The 18,500-nt window shown below is 53.8% G+C and carries 15 protein-coding genes; 8 read left to right on the top strand and 7 right to left on the bottom strand.

The genetic code is table 11. The features are described from left to right. Positions 1–34: 34 nt before the first annotated feature. Positions 35–799 carry an SDR family oxidoreductase gene (locus AAF465_04195; protein MEM7081910.1) on the bottom strand — a complete coding sequence of 255 codons (765 nt, stop codon included), beginning with the start codon at positions 797–799 and terminating at the stop codon, positions 35–37. Between the two features lie 105 nt (positions 800–904). On the opposite strand from AAF465_04195, the gene AAF465_04190 reads away from it, so the two are divergent. Both AAF465_04190 and AAF465_04185 read left to right on the top strand, forming a co-directional pair. Next, positions 905–1,246, top strand: a complete 342-nt coding sequence (locus AAF465_04190; GenBank protein MEM7081909.1) for a helix-turn-helix domain-containing protein — start codon at positions 905–907, stop codon at positions 1,244–1,246. 300 nt (positions 1,247–1,546) lie between these two features. Further along, on the top strand, positions 1,547–3,004 hold the full coding sequence (locus tag AAF465_04185) for a DUF4397 domain-containing protein (GenBank protein MEM7081908.1): 1,458 nt from the start codon (positions 1,547–1,549) through the stop codon (positions 3,002–3,004). Positions 3,005–3,167: 163 nt separating this feature from the next. Here the strand turns inward: AAF465_04185 and AAF465_04180 are convergent, their stop codons facing one another. The 6 genes from AAF465_04180 to AAF465_04155 are packed head-to-tail and all read right to left on the bottom strand — an operon-like array spanning position 3,168 to position 11,700. Continuing rightward, positions 3,168–4,343, bottom strand: coding sequence for a glycosyltransferase family 1 protein (locus AAF465_04180; GenBank protein ID MEM7081907.1), 1,176 nt, complete (start codon positions 4,341–4,343; stop codon positions 3,168–3,170). Next, a complete protein-coding gene (locus AAF465_04175; protein ID MEM7081906.1) occupies positions 4,333–5,631 on the bottom strand; it encodes a hypothetical protein in 1,299 nt (432 codons plus the stop codon). The genes AAF465_04180 and AAF465_04175 overlap by 11 nt, the downstream gene beginning before the upstream one ends. Next, positions 5,628–6,872, bottom strand: coding sequence for a glycosyltransferase family 4 protein (locus tag AAF465_04170; GenBank protein MEM7081905.1), 1,245 nt, complete (start codon positions 6,870–6,872; stop codon positions 5,628–5,630). Before AAF465_04170 ends, AAF465_04175 begins: the two co-directional genes overlap by 4 nt. Continuing rightward, positions 6,859–8,157 (bottom strand): flippase, encoded by a 1,299-nt coding sequence (locus tag AAF465_04165; GenBank protein MEM7081904.1) that lies wholly within the window; start codon positions 8,155–8,157, stop codon positions 6,859–6,861. The genes AAF465_04170 and AAF465_04165 overlap by 14 nt, the downstream gene beginning before the upstream one ends. Beyond that, positions 8,154–9,374: a Wzz/FepE/Etk N-terminal domain-containing protein gene (locus tag AAF465_04160; protein MEM7081903.1), complete on the bottom strand. Its 1,221-nt coding sequence runs from the start codon at positions 9,372–9,374 to the stop codon at positions 8,154–8,156. Before AAF465_04160 ends, AAF465_04165 begins: the two co-directional genes overlap by 4 nt. Position 9,375: 1 nt before the next feature. Continuing rightward, positions 9,376–11,700: an SLBB domain-containing protein gene (locus AAF465_04155; GenBank protein ID MEM7081902.1), complete on the bottom strand. Its 2,325-nt coding sequence runs from the start codon at positions 11,698–11,700 to the stop codon at positions 9,376–9,378. A 209-nt stretch (positions 11,701–11,909) separates the two neighbouring features. On the opposite strand from AAF465_04155, the gene AAF465_04150 reads away from it, so the two are divergent. The 6 genes from AAF465_04150 to AAF465_04125 all read left to right on the top strand — a co-directional run bounded on the left by AAF465_04150 (position 11,910) and on the right by AAF465_04125 (position 18,459). Further along, positions 11,910–12,185, top strand: coding sequence for a hypothetical protein (locus tag AAF465_04150; protein ID MEM7081901.1), 276 nt, complete (start codon positions 11,910–11,912; stop codon positions 12,183–12,185). 36 nt (positions 12,186–12,221) lie between these two features. Then, positions 12,222–12,809 (top strand): response regulator, encoded by a 588-nt coding sequence (locus AAF465_04145; protein ID MEM7081900.1) that lies wholly within the window; start codon positions 12,222–12,224, stop codon positions 12,807–12,809. Continuing rightward, entirely contained in the window at positions 12,806–13,354 is a 549-nt protein-coding gene (locus AAF465_04140) for a heme NO-binding domain-containing protein (protein MEM7081899.1), read from the top strand. Before AAF465_04145 ends, AAF465_04140 begins: the two co-directional genes overlap by 4 nt. Further along, positions 13,351–15,246 carry an ATP-binding protein gene (locus AAF465_04135; GenBank protein ID MEM7081898.1) on the top strand — a complete coding sequence of 632 codons (1,896 nt, stop codon included), beginning with the start codon at positions 13,351–13,353 and terminating at the stop codon, positions 15,244–15,246. The genes AAF465_04140 and AAF465_04135 overlap by 4 nt, the downstream gene beginning before the upstream one ends. A 142-nt stretch (positions 15,247–15,388) precedes the next feature. Further along, positions 15,389–16,129 (top strand): sugar transferase, encoded by a 741-nt coding sequence (locus AAF465_04130; protein ID MEM7081897.1) that lies wholly within the window; start codon positions 15,389–15,391, stop codon positions 16,127–16,129. After that, on the top strand, positions 16,129–18,459 hold the full coding sequence (locus AAF465_04125) for a glycosyltransferase (GenBank protein ID MEM7081896.1): 2,331 nt from the start codon (positions 16,129–16,131) through the stop codon (positions 18,457–18,459). Before AAF465_04130 ends, AAF465_04125 begins: the two co-directional genes overlap by 1 nt. Positions 18,460–18,500 lie beyond the last annotated feature (41 nt).

Here is an 18,500-nt window from a genome sequence, read left to right as displayed (position 1 = left end):
ACCCTCACGACATGCCAGGATGCCGGTAGCGGCGTTAGGCATTGCGCCCGGCAATGACCCCGCCGTCGACATCCCAGATCGCGCCGGTGACCCAGCTCGCTGAATCTTGCAACAAGAACACGATGGTGTTGGCAACATCCTCAGGTGTTCCGATTCGACCGATTGGATGAAAACCATCAAAACCCGATAGCGCCTCATCGAGATCGGTGGGATCAATGAACGTCTCGTAGATCGGTGTTTTGACCACGGCTGGCGATACGGCGTTGACGCGTATGTTGTGTTCGGCGAGTTCCATCGCCATGTGTTGCGTTAGCGCGTGTAGTCCGGCTTTGGCCATTGAATAAGCCGATGATGGCGTCGCCTTAATCGCTTGCTTGGCCCACATAGAGCCGATATGAACGATCGACCCACCGCCGTGCTCGACCATGTTCTTAGCAACCGCTTGAGAGATAAAGAATGCGGACTCATTGAGTTTGGCGTACGTCGTGTAGTCATCGGACGTATGCGTCAGAAACGGTTTCGGATTGAAGTAGCCGGCGGCGTTAACGAAGTAGCGAATTGGCCGATCCAGGTGGTTGATCGCGGCGATAACGCGACTAACATCCTCCGTGTTGTAAAGATCGGCCTGAAGCGTCTCGACAGCGGCGTGGGTAGTCAGTTCATGACGCACTCGATCCAACTTATCGACGCGGTTACCCAAAATCAGCGTGTCGATGCCGAGTTCATTGAGTTGCTTGGCCGTGGCGTGGCCCATGCCGCTGGTGCCACCGAGAATAAAAGCGAGAGGGGATTGACTCATCACAGAGCTCCGTTTACGTTGGTGTGAGCCGGTAATCTAATGTAGTCTTAAGTTATTAAAAAGTAAGCACAAAATGGTGCTATAGGTACTTTTTGGTCTATCTTTATGAAATCCAGTGAAAAAACTATGACGCGAAAGAGTGCGCCGGCAAGAAGTGCGCGTATGCTCGAGACGATTTACGGTTGCAAGTGGTCGCTCACTGTCTATCAACTGCTTGCAAGCGGCATTAACCGGCCGGGGCAGATGGTGCGACAGGTGGAGGGCTTGACGACCAAAGTGCTGAACGAGTGCCTCAGAAAAAATATTCAGTTCGGCATATTGCGAAAACAACAATTCAATGAGCTGCCGCCGCGCGTGGAGTACAGCGTGACACCATTCGGAGAGAAATTCCTGAGAGTGCTCGATCAATTGGAAGCACTTCAAGCCGAAATAGCCGAAGAGTTGTAGGACGGTTTTCCTGAGTGTGTGGTTAATCGATCGCAACCGACTAAATCGATGATAAAACGGGTGAGAGAATTTGCGCACCGTCTTCTGCGCGATCGCTTAAGTCGGCCGCTACTGCGTTCTATGTGCCACAGTCTGGAGGCGTGATTCACTTTAACCTCACTTTGAATTAACTCAGAATTCACGCGCACGCTCATTTATCACCATTCGTTTATGCTTTCACCTGTGTATCACTACACAGTCACTGGTGTTTCACTTTTGAGTTTCTACTCTCATCGCTCCTAAAAATGAGGAGCGTAACTCATGTTGCCATCACACTTTCTTGTTGTTTCAAAACGCCTCGCGTTTCTATCCCTTCTTTCATTCGCTTTTGCGTGCAGTGACAGTGATGATGATCCGGTCACGCCGGAGATCATTGTGCAACCTGCGGCAATGAGCAAAGTACGCGTTATTCACGCGTCGCCGGATGCCCCAGCGGTCAACGTGTCACTGAGCGGGACAGAGGCAATTGCCGCGCTCGATTTTGGCCAAAGCTCCGGTTTTGCGGACGTGGAAGCGGGTGACTACGATATTACCGTTGACGGTATTTTGCCGGGTGATACGACGACGACCGTGATCACCGTAAACGCCTTTAATTTACCTGAAGATGGACGCACGACCATCGTCGCGGCGGGTGATGTGGCGACTATTGCACCGCTGGTCGTGGATGAGAGCGCCAGTGACCCAGCAGCGGATCAAGTATCCATTGCGGTATTGCACGCGGCGCCAGCGGCGCCGGCTGTCGATCTGTTTGTGACCGACCCAACCACCGATATCACCGGCATGATGCCCCTGACCACACTCGCGTTTCAGGAAAGCGCCGATGCTGGTGCGTTAACGGCGGGTGACGTACGCATTCGTGCGGTTGTTTCGGGCGGCGTTGTGTACGATTCAGGCACTGTGGATCTCACGCCGTTTGCCGGTCAACGACTGTTTATCGCGGCGATTGCAAGCACCAACGAGGCGGAGAATGCCGCATCGCCCATCAAGTTGTTAGTGAGCACCGACGACGCAGCGCTGGTGCTGCTGGATTCGGCCACCACCGTGTCGGCAAAGGTGGTGCACGCATCGCCGGACGCCACCAATGCCGCTGGTGGCCCGGTTGAGGTCTTTGCAACGAGTGCCGCGTTGGGTGCAGACCCGGTCGAACTGATTGCAACGTTTGCCTACACCGATGCCTTCCCGGCTGCGGATGCCTACGCTCAAGTTCCGGCGGGCGACTACGTGTTTGATGTCGCCCCCGATTCCGACACGATCGGCGATAGTGTGTTTCAATCCGACACCCTGGCACTCACAGCGGGATCTGAATTTACGGTCGTGGCCTTTGGGCGTGTGGCTAGCACTCCGGCGTTCAATTTATTGGTCACTGAGGACAATAATCGAAGTGTTGCGACAGAAGCGCGCGTCAAAGTCATCCATGCGGCGCCAGCGGCGGGCACGGTCAATGTCTACGTGACCGTGGCGGGCGAAACATCGGTCGCCGATATTGAGGGCGGCACCGTGACGCCACTGCTTGAGAATTTCGAAGTGGGTGTGATCACTGACTACGTTTCCGTTGCGCCGGGGGATTATGATGTTCGGGTCGAAGCCGGCGGCATGGTTGCGATTAATGCTGAGGGTGTTCCGCTTGCGGGCGGTGACGTAGTGAATGTCATTGCGCGAGGGCCTCAGGAGCCTTCCGGTACGCCGAATGATTTCGGTTTAGTATTAACCACCAATTGATCGTCGGGTCATCACATCCGACCGGCTCAGCGCGTTTCTTCGCGCTGAGCCGGTTGCGACGCGGGTTTTTTTGGATGAGTCGGGGACGGATGATCGATCGACGGTTCCGCTCGTTGGTGTCCGCTGATCGCACGGTCGGCATCCGAGTCGTGGTGAGAGTGAGTCAGTCTGATGGAATGCGGATCGACTCGGGTAGAGGCGATCGAACACCAGCGCGATAGTCGCTATCGGTTCGCGCGATGGTCTCGATCAGTGTGTTAGCGCTTGCTCTCCACGAAAAGAGCGCACTGCGAGCGAGACCTTTTTGGATCTGAGCGGCTCTGAGCTCGTCGTTGCTGGCCAATTGATGAACGCAATCGGCGATCGTCGTAGGGTCATTCGGGTCGCAGTACAACGCCGCGTCGGCTGATATCTCCGGCAGGGAGCTGGTTTTGGAGACAATAACCGGACAGCCGGCTGTTATCGCCTCAAGAGGAGGCAGTCCAAACCCCTCGTAAAACGAGGGGAACACCAAGCACAACGCGCGGCGGTAAAGCGCATTGAGCTGTTGATCGGTGACATAGCCAAGATGGGTAGTTTTGCCCCAGTCAATTTCGGTACCTGAAAAGTGATCGTGGTGTCGTGCGCCCACGAACACAACGGGCGGGCTGTCTGAACCCAGATGATCAAGTGCCTTCAATACGCCCGCAAAATTCTTGTTGGGGTTTGCGCTGCTCACGGCCAAAACGAACGGTTTACTTGGTACGTTCATATCCGCAAGACAGTCCGCGTTGTCCGACGGTGTATCCAGATCGGCCGCCAAATAGAGGCGGGTGACTTTATTCAGATCGAGATCGACGTATCGAGCGAGTTCATTCTGCGTAAAGTCTGAGTTCACGAAAATATGCCGCGCACGTCTGACCAGCAGATAGAACATCACTCGGTACCAAGATCGAAAGCCCAAAGAGAAATTCTTAGGGATAGCAAATGGCTGGGCATCGTGAAGGTATACAAGGTGATTCCGCTTCAGCACAGGTCCGGTATTACACAGACTGATCAGCAGTCCCTGGCGGGTCAATCGAGGTAGGTCGATCTGCTCCCACAGGTGTCCCTTGAAGCGACCACCCGTCTCCAGTGGTATGTTCGACCAAGGGGAGTCGCCGTCGTAGGCGGTCGGCGCGATGAGGCGTAGCGCATACCGTACCCCGCGCCGCGTAAACGTGCCGTGTGAATCCAGTATATGCCTCGACGCGGCGGCGAGAAGTTCGGTCGCAACGCGTTCTACGCCGGTCAGCGTGCGCCCGAGGAAACGGGCATTTATCCACACGACTCGTGTCGAAAGGTTAGGATTATCCTGCATGATGCGCGAGTCTCCCCGATGCGATTGAAGGTGGAATCCACTGGTCGGAGCGCGACGCGACGACCGTCGTGGGCGATGAGCAAAGCCAGCGTACGAGCAAGCCGCAGACCAGGGCAAAAACACTGTTTTCCACAATATTGGTCATGCTGCCGTAAACCATGAGCGCCATAAATAGGCAGTAGATGCGCATTTGTGCGGGGCTTTCGTTGGGCTTTAATCGCAAACTACGCAGAAGAATCAATAGAAAGCCCAACAGCCCAGACCAGCCCAGCACAACAAACCAGTACATAAATAGATTGTCACCGGCATTAAACAAACTGGGTTCAAAGTACGTCTGGGAGGTGCCAATACCGCCGATTCCGCGTCCCATCAGCCAATGGCCTTCCTCGTGTAGCAGTAACCACGCCCGCGGCCACATATCGTTTAAGCGGTCGTAAAACGAATACGTCGCGTTGGCCAGCGTCGGATTACTAAATTGCGAGTGAAATTCAAACAGAAGCGTCGACAGGGGGAGTAGCATGGCCAGGGCTGCGAAAAACGCAAGCTGAAAGGTCATAAACGAACGCGGCAGTTTTTCACGTAACAAAATAACGGGGGTCAGTACGACGACGACCAGTAGCATGCCTTTGCTGTTTGTGGGGACGGCAGCAACAAAGGTCAGAACCCAGACCGTCATGCGCAGCAGGGGGTTACGGATTGTTAGCGCAAAGAGAATACCGAATAAAATGATGTGCACAGCCGCGTCAAACGAGGCCCTGGACAGGCCAGCTAGGCGCTTAACGCCGCCGGAGGCGTACCACTGTCGGGAGCCTTCCACATCGAGATTGCCGACGTTGTAACCGAATCCCTCCCATGGATACGTAACCACGTAGTTAATCAGTACACCACTGGTCGCAACGATGTAGAGCACAGGGATGAAACGAGCGACACGATCCCAGTTTTTAAAGAGCACAGGGCAGCAGGCTAGTCCAAACCAAAATGGAAGAAGAACATAGACGCCCATCGCGGTTTGAATAACGCCGCCAAATTGAAAACCGACGATGATCAGGTAGACGGGAATTAATACGCCAATCAACTGAAGCGGCGTGATACCTCGATACGCCTGATCCGCGATTTGCCAGGCAATCGCCATCAGGAGCATGAGGTTGGGCACATAGATTAAAGGGGATAGGCCGGCCATTGATAAATACATGCGCATTGGTCCGGCAAGAATACTCATGGCAACAAACGCCAGTGCGGTAAGCAAGATAAACCGTTCTCGCCACGAAATGTCCGGCAGCGCATTCATGCGGCGTTGTAGTGTTTTGCCGACGTGACTTGATCGAGAAAATCCAGATACTCACTTGCGCGGGACTCGGGTTTATACTCACGAGACTTGTACAGAGCAGCCTGACTCATCGATTCGTATCGATCGGGTTCCATCAGAAGTGAATACATGAAACCGGCTAACTCATTCTCGTTTCCGGGCGTAAAGACGAACCCGGTCTTGTCATGAGTCAGTGATTCAACGATGCCGCCCGTATTAGAACCGATCACCGGTATTCCTTTCGAAAACGCTTCGAACACGCTATTGCCGAGTGCTTCAACCGATTCGGTAGGAAAGACTAAACAGTCGATGTCCTCTAAGAAAGAATTGGCTTCGACATAGCCTAAATAACGAATATTCCTCTGAGGCCACTTAAGCTTGAGCATTTCGAGGTACTCGGGTTCGCCGCGACCGGCAAAATGTAGGTCGGCGTGTATGCCGTGTCGTTCAAGCGCGCTGAACGCCTTGAGCAGCGTTTCAACGCCTTTCGATTGCTCCACGCGTCCCATGAACCCGAACGTAAAACGTGCGGGTCGACGTCGATCTGTCAGTGATTTAATCGGCTTGATATTCGGCTTCAGCGCGTTATAGATAACGCGGTTGCGAATGCCGGTGAACAGCCCGTGTTGGAGATGGGCGTCTAGCACCGCTTTACTCACACCAATGACACCGTCGACGGCTGTCAGGTGGGACCGTCGCGGTGCGGTAAGCGCCCGACACCCAAAGCACCGCTCGGACAGCATGCCGCACGCTTTACCGTTGCGAAACATGGTGGTGCGAGGGCATATGAGTGAGTAGTCATGGAGAACGTGAACCAGCGGTTTGCCCGTACGCTTGATTGCCGGTATCACTGCCGTTGAGAAGCCTTGAATATTACGGGTCAGAACGATATCTGGATCGATCTCATTGACGATGGCCTGAACGCGCTTGGCCATAATGTGATTGGCCGTGTCGATCCCATGCCACAGAATACGGGTGATGGAGTTTGGCCGCAGGTCAGCCGCCTTGAATGGCCAATAGAGATTGGCAAGCGGTACTTCAGTAACCTGCACCGAGCCGCGTCGCTCTCGGCCGATCACCGGATCGACGCCTTCCGGCTGCAACGTGACGACGTGCAGTTCATGTCCAAATTGCGACATCGCTTCTGAAATGGTGCGTAAGCCCACTTCGGCACCGCCGACGACATTAGGCGGATAAAGAGACGAGATGTTAAGTATTTTCATGCTGTATTCCGTTCACGACCCGATGTTTGGCATAAAGAAAGGCGACGAGTCGGCAAAATTCCGATGCGATGAGCGCCGCGACGACGCCGATTACACCCCACTGAAACGCGCCGTAGACACACAGCGCGACCTGAATAAGACCGCCCGCGAGCAGACAGTATGCGTAGACGGACTGATGGCCTCTCGCCAGCAGACTGAACTGTCCTACGGCGCTGGCACACACAAATAGAAAGACCCAAATCGCGAGGCCTTGTAGCGCACGACCATGGCTGTGCCATTCGGGACCGAACAATAAGACGAGTACGAACGATGACAGCACGATCAGGCCGGTCGCCATGACGGCAGCGCTGGAGATGATGCGTAATGTCCAGGTTTTGCTCTTAGCCGTCGCGGAGGCAGGGTCCGTCGCACTCAAATTGGCGATGATCGGAAATACCGCACGAAGTAGAGGTTGAAACGCGTTTGCAACGGCTTGAGCGATCTTCGATACGGCCGCGAAGATACCCACGGCCGTTTCGTTGGCGAACAGACCCAAAATAAAGACACCTGCGTTGTTGGTGGCGTTCACCAAATACTCAGAAAAGCAGAGACTGAAGCCGTTGCGGACGGTTGAGCGCAACGACTTTCCAAGCGTAGAGAGCGGGAGCCAGAGAGACAATCCCAGTTTCTTAAACACGATGGGTAGTGAGAGCAGTCCAGATAACAATGTCGCAGAGGATTGCAAGGCCGCCGCTATGACTAAGTCGGACGGACTCTTTACCAATAGAAAGATACCCGCCGTCGCCAGTACCCGTCCGCCAACACTGCACACTGTCGTGTAGTGCATAATTTGGAGCCCCTGAAACAACCAGGTCGGAAACAACAATGAGCCAAGGACAATGCCAAACGTGACGAGATATACATTGGCGTGCTCGCGAACAGCGGGTACGTAAGCAACAGCTGCAACAAGCAGCCCGAAAGCGATCAGCGTTTGGATAACTTTAAGCCACACGTTGGTTGCAAAAAGTGTGCTGATGTCACGATGGGTCAGGTCTTCACGCGAAAGAAGGCGCACTGCACGCGTGTTGTATCCCGCGTCGATAAACAGTACGAGAAAAAAGACGGTGGCATACGCCATCGCCATAATGCCGTAGTGATGTGCACCCAAGACACGAATCAGATACGGTAGCGTGAGAAGCGGAATCAGGTAGTTGGCGGCTTGCAGCGCATACAGCGCCGTAATGTTTGACGCCAGAGACGATCGCTTGATGTGTGCCGGTTGATCGGCATTGCCGGCCACGCTCATGAGGCTGATCGCTTACGAAAAGGGATGAGTTGCGCCAACAACTCTTGCCACTGAGCATCAAAAGCGACCGAGGCATCGCGGCGCTGGCGGATATAGTCGCTGACCAACACCCACATCAAACACACAAATCCGGTGCCCAGCGTGGCCAAAATAGCGTTAACGGCGGTTCTCGGTGCCGACTTATCGTGAGGCGGGATCGCATGGTCGAGCACCTGAAATAGCGACATGTCGCGTGTTTCGTCGATCTTACCCAGCTCGCTGAAGCGACCCAAAAGCATGACAATCTGCTCCCAGTACTCGACCTGACGTTTTCCTTGCGCATGAACCAACATCGCCTCTGGAGCGCTACCCAATCCGACCAGCGGAGTAATCGCGTCGTTTTGCTGCCGATTTTGGTGCTCGGCGAGTTCGCGTTTGAGGTTGCTCAACTCCCGACGTAGCAAGCGCACGTCTGGATTGGTTGCCGTCGCGTAGCTGCTCATGGTTTCCAGCTGAATCTCGCGGCTGGCGATCTGGCCCTGGAGCTCCGCCACCGACTGGACAATGGCGCCTTGCTGTCCGTTTAATCGAGTAAAACCGGTTTCCTTTTCGGTTTCAGCAAGCTCACGATCCGCGTTGTAGAGTTTGGTCCATGCTGAGTCGAGTGCCGTGTCGTAGAATGACGAACGTTGCTGGGCTTGCTGCCGGGCTAGCGCTCGCGAGAAGGCATAAAACTCTTCAACATAGGCGTTGGCGAGCACCGCCGCCATTTCCGGATCGGTGTCCTCAACGGCAATGGACACGATGCCATTCTTGGCGGCTCGAATTACGGTGGCGCCGCTCAATGTGCGGCGGACCTCTCCGATTTCTTCCTCATCAAAATAGTCGAGCAACGCATGACGCTCAATGACGGCATCAACGATGGTGCGGCTGGTCAGAATACCCACAAAGAGATCGGTTGGGTTTTTCAGCGTGAGTGCGCTGTTTCCGAGTTGACTTTCACCGCCGGGCTGATTTTGCATGCCCAAGACCGTGTTCTCATTGTACTGAGGGGGCAGGATGCGAGCGGTGGCCGTGAAGATTGGATCAACAGACTTGCTGTAAATAATGGCCAGGATTCCGGCGGCTAACGGTACGAAGATTAAGAATTTGAGTCGGCGCGCCAATATGAGCAACAGCGGTAAAGCACTGTGACTCGCCTGATCGCGATTCTCCGCGGTTTGGATTTGCTCGCTCAAGTTAAAATACCTCAAGCAGATTCAAACCGGCCGCACCAAGCCCAAATTGATACAGTACCTGCGTCCAGTCTTTTACACGACGGACCATTCGTTGCCGATCGACTTTTTCCGGCACGATAATGGTGTCGCCGGGCTTGATGCGAAAGCGCCGATCCGCCAGCGAGAATGAACCATCGGGTCGCACCACATATATTCGCCGTTTGTCGGCCGTGGGTAGTAGACCCGCATTGGCGATGTAATCGCGTGGTGCGGTGTGGTTGTAGATAAAAGACCCCTGACGATACACAGCGCCAACCACTTCAATTGTGGCAGGAATTGGCGGCACAAAAATCTGATCTCCGTCGTTCAGTTTCAATGTCGGTAACTGATGCGTGGTGCGAATGTCGGCGCTGAGCTCCATCACGATGCGACCGGAGGGTTCCGCTTCGCGCAATCGAGAGATTAGTCGATCGATGGCGTGCGCCTCTGGATTGATGGCAAGCGTCATATCACCGGTCAACACATTACGAGATCGATCAATTAGATGACGCTGGTATTCCTGTTCAAGTTGATCGATCGACTCACCAATCCGCAGCTTCTGCTGCCGTCTAACTGACTCTCGCTTGAGTTCAATACCAAACAAATAGGCGTGTCGCGTGAGTCCTCCGGCACGCGCCACGACGTCCTCAAGAGTTTCGTCTGGGCTCACCTCATAGAATCCGGCACGCTCCACTTCGCCTTCCACTTTCACAAAGTGCGCTCGCTGCGCCTTTCGGGTTCGAAAGTCTCTTAGGGCGAAGACGGTGATTTGATCACCTGGCTGTAATTCAAGATTGTGCTCCGGATCGCGCATGTTAATGGCTTTGTGCAAGTGAAACGGTACCAGTTGTGTCGACAGGGAGTCGGGATCGATACGTTCAATGACAGCGTATTCCCAGTTGATGTCTGGAAAGTCCTTGTCGATCTTAACTTTGGGCCCGTTTTTTAATAGTCGTACGACCGTGTTGTTCGAATACTTTGTGATCCAATAGCTCGGTGACACGAGGGCTTCAGTAGTCGGCAATAAGTCGGCGATACGAAGGCCGGATTTCCACTTATGACGCAATGGCTGAGCCACATGGCCTCGTAGTGTTATGGCGTTTTCGAACTGCGGTGAAATGGGCTGAATCAGAACAATGTCACCATTTCGGATATCGACATTCTTGCCTAATTGATCAAGCGTGAACTCTTCGACTAATCGCTCTCGATTAACGCCGATCCGTTCGATAACCACACGGTGCGTGGCGGCTGCGGTACCTAACCCGCCGGCAAAGTCGATGAGATCTTTCAGTGTTTCACTGCGCCGCATTCGATAGATGCCGGGTCGATGAACCGCACCCGCGATAGCGGCTTCTGCGTGCACCGACGGAACATGAATGACATCTTCGGGCATGAGTCGAAAGGAACTATCGTGTACGCCGCGCTGTAGAAAGGCGTACAAATCGACCTTCGCCACCCGTTGTCCAGCACGCTGAATTTCAATGTGGCGAAGATCGCCCGCGATGGCAGGACCTCCGGCATAGAACAAGGCGTTAACCGGCGTGGACAGTGCATTGAGTGTATACGTGCCAGGGGCGGCCGCGAAACCGGTTACGTAGACTCGAATCGAACGCAACTGACCCATGCTGACGCTGAGTTCAAAGCCGTGAAAACTGCGCGATATGACACCTCTGATATGTTGACGAACGTCGCCGAAGCGCACGCCCGACAAAGGAATCTCACCGACTTTGGGAATGGAAATGGTGCCGGCGCGATCGATTATTGCGTGATAATCGATGTCCACCGATCCCCAGGCACGCAAATAGAGTTCGTCACCGGGGCCTAAGACGTAGTCCGCCGGCACGTTGACTTGATCGATCGGATCGAATTCCCGTTTGTTCTTTGAAAATAAATCACGGCCGTAAATGGGCAACACGGTGCCGATCGTTTGGCGTGCCATGATTTGAAAGTTACTGAGCATCGCGTCGCTGTCTACCGGCTTGGGTGCTGGCTTGGGGGCCGGTTGCGCCTGTAGCACAAAGGAGGGCGGCGCGGCTGGTTTTGGCGGCGTCGCTTGTGGCGTACGTATGTCACGTTTATCGAGTCGAAGTTGTGGATAGGTCGGGAACGATCGGTTGCTGCCCATCGATAGTGTGTTGGTTTCTTGACCGATCGGTAGATCCGTGTGCGTTGGCGCAGAACGTAGCGTGCTGAATTTCTCACCGGGTGAGGCGAGCGCGGAGGTCCCTATCACTAGGCACACCAAACCGGCGATCAGTCGGAACATGGCGAGAGTGCGCGTGAATTGAGTGGCGGATGGCTGATTCATGAGAGTTGGCATTTCATTTGACTTAGTAAGGGTTGGTCGACTGGGCGCATTCCGAGTACTCGTCCTGGAGCGGGTGACGCGTCGCGTAAACCGCGCTTTCATCGCTCAATCGCCGGGGACGCCGATGAATCAACCACCAGATCGTTGCCCACTCGCCCGATTTGTCGGGTGGTCGGTTCATTATGGTTAGCGTCCGCAATGGGTGTTCCGTGAGCGCCGGATGGCATTTGACCAACAAGAATGAGGGTGCTCGTGAGCAAAATGAGAGGTGCTCTGGACTGAACGGGTGGTTGGGGCATTCGTTTTCCTCAGTGCGTATCAATATGGTCATTATTGATAGCCGCTCGCTTGTTTTCCGTGATCAAATCCGCAAAAATGATAAAAACGAACACAAAATGACGCTTATTGTTAAAATAACTCTGTTAAAAATGATTAATACCAAAAATGTGAAACTGAGCACGGGGCTCAAACCCGACATCGGGTAGGCTTATTTTGAAAGAAATGAAATCTGAGGAAGAGAGATGGATGACAGTCAGGTGATTGGAACGCGCGAGGCCGCACAGCAATTGGGTGTGTCGGTACGAACGGTGCAACTGTGGGTGGAGAAGGGTGAATTAGAGGCCTGGAAGACACCGGGTGGCCACCGTCGAGTCCTGCGTTCGTCGGTGGAAAGAGTGCTGCAGCAGCGCGCCGGGCAACTGCCCACCGACGATGGCGAGCCGATTCGCATACTGATCGTGGAAGACGACGTCACGATGCAGAGCTACTACACCGCGCTCCTGAACATACTTTTACCTCAAGCTCAGCTGATTCTGGCCGAAAACGGATATGAAGGGCTCGTCGCGTTAGGGCGCGTCGAACCGAAGCTGATGTTGGTGGATGTTGATATGCCCGGCATGGATGGGATCAGCATGTTGCGGAGTCTCGAGGAGAAAGGTCTTGGCGGCGCCGCGACAGTTGCCGTTGTGACGGGGCTGGATGAAGAGCAACTCGCAGCGCGAGGTGGCGTGCCGCGATCGATTCCGGTTTTCTCAAAGCCGATTGGCATTGACGATCTGAGGCGGCTGACCGATGCGCTGACAGACGACGTGGTGGAAACGGTTAAGTGATCGGCACGATCTTTGTTGAGTTCCTCGAGTTTGTTGAGGAGAAATATGGTCTGGATACCGTGGATGTCATCGTTGAGCACGCGCGCGATTCGTTAAGTACCAACGGTTCGTATACGGCGGTTGGGAACTACGCGCATGATGAGTTACTCGCGCTGGCGGTGGCCATTCACGAGGTGGAATCGACGAGTATTAACACTATCATCCATGATTTTGCGCGACATCTCATGGACTATTTTGTAGACAAACACGGTCTGTATTTTGCGGCGAGCAACGACGTTTACGAATTCTTGCTCTCCGTGGGCAACATAATCCATGCCGACGTTCGAAAGCTCTATCCCAAAGCGCAGCCCCCTGAAATTACGGGGTCTTTGAATGAGGAAAGCGAATTGCTCATTACCTATCGTTCGAAACGACCACTGGCTGAACTGGCGTTGGCGCTGACAGGTTTTGCAGGTGATGTGTTCGACCAGCCCCTATCGATCGATGTGCTCGAACGCGATGAGGACGGCCGGCGGATTGTGATGAAGGTGAGGAAAGCGGCATGAACGAGTCAAACGTCTGGGAAAAACGGTTTTCACGGGAGCGTTCGGCCCGTAAGCAGGCTGAGGCGATTCTCGAAAAAAAGAGTGCGGCACTGTATCACTCAAACGAATCCCTCAAGGCCGCCCAGACAGATCTTGAAATGCAGGTGCATCAACGCACGCAGGCATTGGAAACCGCCATCGAGCAAATGCAGCGCGAAGTCGTGCTTCGGCGAGAAGCTGAGAATCGACTGAGGGAATCGCGTGATTCAGCGCTTGAGCTTTCGGAGTTGAAAACGCAGTTTCTTGCTCGAATGAGTCATGAAATGCGCACGCCGCTCAATGCCGTGATCGGGTTGACCGGTATTTTGTTGGATTCGACGACATCGCCCGAACAGGAGAACCACTTGCGGACGGTTCGATCTAGCGGCGAAATGTTGTTGCGAATAATTAACGACATTCTTGATTTATCTAAAATCGATGCAGACAAGTTGGAGCTAGAATACGCACCTGTCTTGATCGAAAACATTCTCGAGCAGACGATTTCGCTGGTGATGCTCGATGCGTCGAAAAAGAACATTACATTCAAATACGATAAGAATCTTGGCACCCATTGTGAGTTGGTTTTGGATGGTGGGCGAGTCCAACAACTGGTGCTCAATTTATTGAGCAATGCCGTCAAGTATTCGCACCGTGGGCGTATCACACTTACGGCAGAACTGATCCAAGACGACACAATTAGTCCGCCCGCAGAACTGATTGAATTTGCTCCCCGAGGCGAGAACCAGTTGCTATCAATTACCATCAGTGACGAAGGTATTGGTATTGCGCCGGACGATATGGAGCAGTTGTTTCAGCCGTTTACTCAGTTTGCGGAGGGTGTTGCCGCGGGAGGAACGGGGCTGGGACTGACCATTTGTAAACGGTTGTGCGAGCTGATGGGCGGCGACGTGCACGCTGAAAGTGAGCTTGGCAAAGGTTCTACGTTTGGTTTCACCATCCCTTGTAGAATTCCAGAAACGACCGACGACGAAGCGGTCCAAGGTTCCTCGTCCACCGTGTTCCCGTCCACATCTGAAACCGGTGCGTGGTTGCTTTCTGGGAGGATGAATGAGCACATGATTGCGCGTCATGCCGAGGACTCGTATAAGAAGCCGCTATCGATTCTGTTGGCGGACGATTATGAAGTTAACCGCATGGTTCAGCATGCCCAACTTGAGCAGCTTGGTTATCGCGCGGACGCCGTCGCCAACGGCGAAGAAGCACTCCGTGCGTTGCATGCACGCGACTACGACCTGATTTTAATGGATATTCGTATGCCTGTGATGGACGGATTGGAGGCCACGCGTTTGATCCGAAATCGTCAATCTGAACATCAACCCTTCATTGTGGCTGTTACCGCCAGTGCGATCGATGGTGATCGAGAAAAGTTCGTCGCAGTCGGCATGGACGACTATATTAGCAAACCCGTTGACATGGGCGCCTTGGCGGCAGTGTTGTCGCGGGCCTATGACAATAAGGTGAAAGCACGCACGACCATGGATGCTGAGAACATGACGCCGCTTGATTTGGACTTTAGCGAATTGCAGAGTCGGCTCGGACACGCGACCGACGAACTACTGCGCAAGGTTATTCCAGTGTATTTGCGTGAGCTGCCGGCTCGACAACAAAGTCTCAGTCAATCGTTTGCCGAAAAGGATGTTCAGGTATTCGCCCAGGTATGTCACGGGCTTAAGGGATCCAGTCGCAGCATTGGTGCCAATGAATTGGCGCGTCGTTGTGAAGCGGCCGAAAGACAGGGGTTTGAGGGCGAGCTTCCGACCCAAAACGAAATCAATGATCTTCTGCAGCTAACCGCTCGCACAGCCAAAGCGCTCGAAGCAAAACTTCAGAGCCTGAACGGCGAAACGGCGTAATCTCGCGCGCTTAACAATAATGATATGGTTTCATAATTAGGTATCATTAGTATCATAATGTGAAGATAATCACGCTAAAACAACCGAAACAGCGCTAGTATCACCTTATATTGAAAAAAATGAAATATAAGGATCGTTTCTTATGCGCGCGATAACTCCCTCCGATCGTGATGTCCGTTTACTGACTCCGGACGAGTTTGCGCGTCGCATCCAGGCACGCAGTCCGCGGAAGAAGATCGCCGCCTACCTAGCGCTGTTGTTTTGGTTGGGCGTTCTGGCGTCGAAGCCATTTCTCAAGCGCGTTCTGGATTTGGGTGGCGCAATCATCGGAATGTTATTGCTGTCGCCGCTGCTGCTGATCACGGCGTTGATCATCAAGCTTGAATCACCGGGGCCGGTGTTCTACACACAAATTCGTGTGGGTAAACGCGGTAAGCCTTTTACGATCTACAAATTTCGCTCGATGGGCGTCACGGCCGACGCGGAACGCGAAGCGCTGTTAGATCAAAACGACAGTAGTGACGGCGTGCTCTTTAAAGCCAAAGCAGATCCTCGCATTACTCGATTCGGCAAGATTATCCGCCGACTGTCTATCGATGAACTTCCTCAGTTGCTCAACGTGGTGATCGGCGACATGTCGTTGGTCGGTCCGCGGCCGGCGCTTCCAGAGGAAGTGGCGCAGTACGACGCGCAGGCGCGTAAACGGCTTCAAACCAAGCCGGGCCTCACCTGTATCTGGCAAATCAGCGGTCGGTCGGATATTCCGTTTCGCCAACAAGTGGAACTGGACGTGCGCTATTTGTCGGCAAAGTCTGTTGTAAAAGATCTATCGATTATTTTTAAAACCGTGCCGGCCGTGCTTTCGGGCAAAGGAGCCTATTGATGATCAGGTCCCAGGATCGTCCACCAATCGTTGTGATTGGCTTTAGCGATGAGCCATCGCCATTAGCACCCGCGTGGCCTTCCACGCATCTGGCGCTTGTGCCGATTGGCGGTAAATCGTTAATTGTTCATACCATTGAGCAATTGGTATCGGCAGGATTTCGCCACGTTCGCGTGGCCGGCTCTGCACGGCAATGGCCGGTTCGGTCGAGATTAGGCGATGGTGCCGAGTGGGGCATTAAAGTTCGCTATTCTGACATTCACGGCGCTGATCTTTGCACGCAGACTTTGATGGAACACGGCGAGTGTCTGTATCTCTCCGCCGACCACCTGCATGTTTTCGATCCGTCTATTTTCGAAGAGCGTCCTACATTTATAAAGGGTGATCCTTCTGAGCGGGATAATACAGCGATTTATTGGTCGCTGGAATCGGGCTCTGCACGTCGCGCCAATTTGGGAGCTATGGCTGGCTATCAGTGCCGGCGTCCGCTTGAGTCCGTGCAGGCCTATCATGAGGTCAATCTCGAAGCGGTTACCGGCGGGATTGAGTCGCTTACTTTGCCCGGGAGTGAGGTGGAGAACCGCGTCACGGTGGACTGGGATAGTTCGATCTCGTTAGATGCCGCGGTCGGGCGCGACTCGTTAATCGGCAAACACTGTCAGATCGGCGCAAAGGTCACATTGGAAGAGCGGTGCGTACTGGGCAATGGTGTCGTGATTGGTCCAAACAGTCATCTGCGGAATGTGTCGGTATTACCAAACACCTATGTCGGTGCCAATACGCGACTCAAGGACGCGGTTATCGCCCCGTATGGTGTGTTTTCACTGAATGGTGAATTTTCTAAGGTGAGCGACCCAACGGCACTGGGGCGTGTGAGAAGCAACAACGAGGAACGGACCGGATTACCCGAAGAGGGGTTGTCGGTCTTGGAGAACGCCGCGGTGATGCAAAAACAAACATTCTTTCAACGCATCCGGCGCCGCGTGCGGCGGTCCTTGGTCGACAAAGATGTAAGCCAGCCGGGGGCGACTGTCCAACTGATGAAGAAACCCGAATTGAACGAGGACGTGAGCGTGGCCAAAACGAAGACGAGCGGTAAAAAAGTGGCCATTGTCCACGACTGGTGTGTGGTATATGGCGGTGCAGAGCGCGTGCTGGAACACATCATCGACTGCTATCCTGATGCCGACGTGTTTAGTTTGATCGACCATGTGCCTGAGGACCAGCGTGGTTTTCTTCGCGGAAAGAAACCGAAAACCAGCTTCTTACAATCGATTCCATTTATCGACCGGATCTATCGCAAGCTGCTTTTCTTGCTGCCGTTTGCGATTGAACAATTCGATTTGAGTGAGTATGACCTGGTGATTAGCAGCACGTATTGCGTCGCCAAAGGCGTGTTAACCGGGCCGAACCAGGTTCATGTGAGTTACTGTCATTCGCCGATGCGTTATGCCTGGGATCACTATCACGAGTATCTGCGCGAGTCGAATCTCGAAAGAGGACCACTCTCTTGGTTTGCGCGACGGGTGCTACATCGTATTCGTAATTGGGACGTACGATCATCCAACACCGTGGATCACTTTGTGGCCAATTCACGTTTCGTGCAGGCACGCATCAATAAGTTTTATCGTCGATCCTCGGCACTGGTATTTCCACCCGTGGAGACAGAGCTATTTAAGCTCAACGAAGACAAGCAGGCGTTTTACGTCGCGGCGGGTCGTTTTGTACCGTTCAAGCGACTCGATCTGGCGGTTGAGGCGTTTACACAAATGCCCGATAAAAAGTTGATTATGGTTGGTGATGGCCCTGATATGGCCAAGCTCGCGACGAAGGCCGGACCCAATATTGAGTTCGTTGGGTTTCAACCACCAGAGGTTATGAACGACTATTTGTCAAAAGCCAAAGCACTGATTTTCCCGTCCGAGGAGGACTTTGGTATTCTGCCGGTTGAAGCGCAGGCATGCGGCACACCGGTCGTGGCCTTTGGCTCTGGCGGCGCGCTGGAAACAGTGAAAGGGCTCGATGTGTCGGGTCAAGACACGGCATCCCCAACGGGCATCTTCTTTGGCCGGCAGGAAGCCGATTCGTTGATTGAAGCCGTCCAGGCGTTCGAGAACCATTATTCTGCTTTCTCGGCGGCCGACATCAGCGCACACGCCGCCGAGTTTGGGCCTGAACGATTCAAGCGAGAATTTCGTGAGCAAGTGGTGAACGCAATGGAGGCCCGCAGCTATGCGCCGGAACGCCGCTCATGGAATAGCGAAGAGTGTGGATCATCGCCGCAATCACCGGATCGAAGTAACGTAGCCCCCATTCGCCAGGTATCGTAGCGTTTGCTATTCGCACTGCGCTTGGACCCGGATTTCCGTCA

The organism is Pseudomonadota bacterium (genome assembly GCA_039028935.1).
In the GTDB taxonomy this organism is placed as follows: Bacteria; Pseudomonadota; Gammaproteobacteria; order Steroidobacterales; family SZUA-146; genus SZUA-146.
Note: the sequence above shows the minus strand (reverse complement) of the source record. Positions and strands in the feature narration are given on the sequence as shown.

Coding starts and splice junctions, on each gene's coding strand:
- AAF465_04195 (MEM7081910.1), bottom strand. CDS start 799: ATGAGTCAATCCCCTCTCGCTTTTATTCTCGGTGGCACCAGCGGCATG.
- AAF465_04190 (MEM7081909.1), top strand. CDS start 905: ATGAAATCCAGTGAAAAAACTATGACGCGAAAGAGTGCGCCGGCAAGA.
- AAF465_04185 (MEM7081908.1), top strand. CDS start 1,547: ATGTTGCCATCACACTTTCTTGTTGTTTCAAAACGCCTCGCGTTTCTA.
- AAF465_04180 (MEM7081907.1), bottom strand. CDS start 4,343: ATGCAGGATAATCCTAACCTTTCGACACGAGTCGTGTGGATAAATGCC.
- AAF465_04175 (MEM7081906.1), bottom strand. CDS start 5,631: ATGAATGCGCTGCCGGACATTTCGTGGCGAGAACGGTTTATCTTGCTT.
- AAF465_04170 (MEM7081905.1), bottom strand. CDS start 6,872: ATGAAAATACTTAACATCTCGTCTCTTTATCCGCCTAATGTCGTCGGC.
- AAF465_04165 (MEM7081904.1), bottom strand. CDS start 8,157: ATGAGCGTGGCCGGCAATGCCGATCAACCGGCACACATCAAGCGATCG.
- AAF465_04155 (MEM7081902.1), bottom strand. CDS start 11,700: ATGAATCAGCCATCCGCCACTCAATTCACGCGCACTCTCGCCATGTTC.
- AAF465_04145 (MEM7081900.1), top strand. CDS start 12,222: ATGGATGACAGTCAGGTGATTGGAACGCGCGAGGCCGCACAGCAATTG.
- AAF465_04135 (MEM7081898.1), top strand. CDS start 13,351: ATGAACGAGTCAAACGTCTGGGAAAAACGGTTTTCACGGGAGCGTTCG.
- AAF465_04130 (MEM7081897.1), top strand. CDS start 15,389: ATGCGCGCGATAACTCCCTCCGATCGTGATGTCCGTTTACTGACTCCG.
- AAF465_04125 (MEM7081896.1), top strand. CDS start 16,129: ATGATCAGGTCCCAGGATCGTCCACCAATCGTTGTGATTGGCTTTAGC.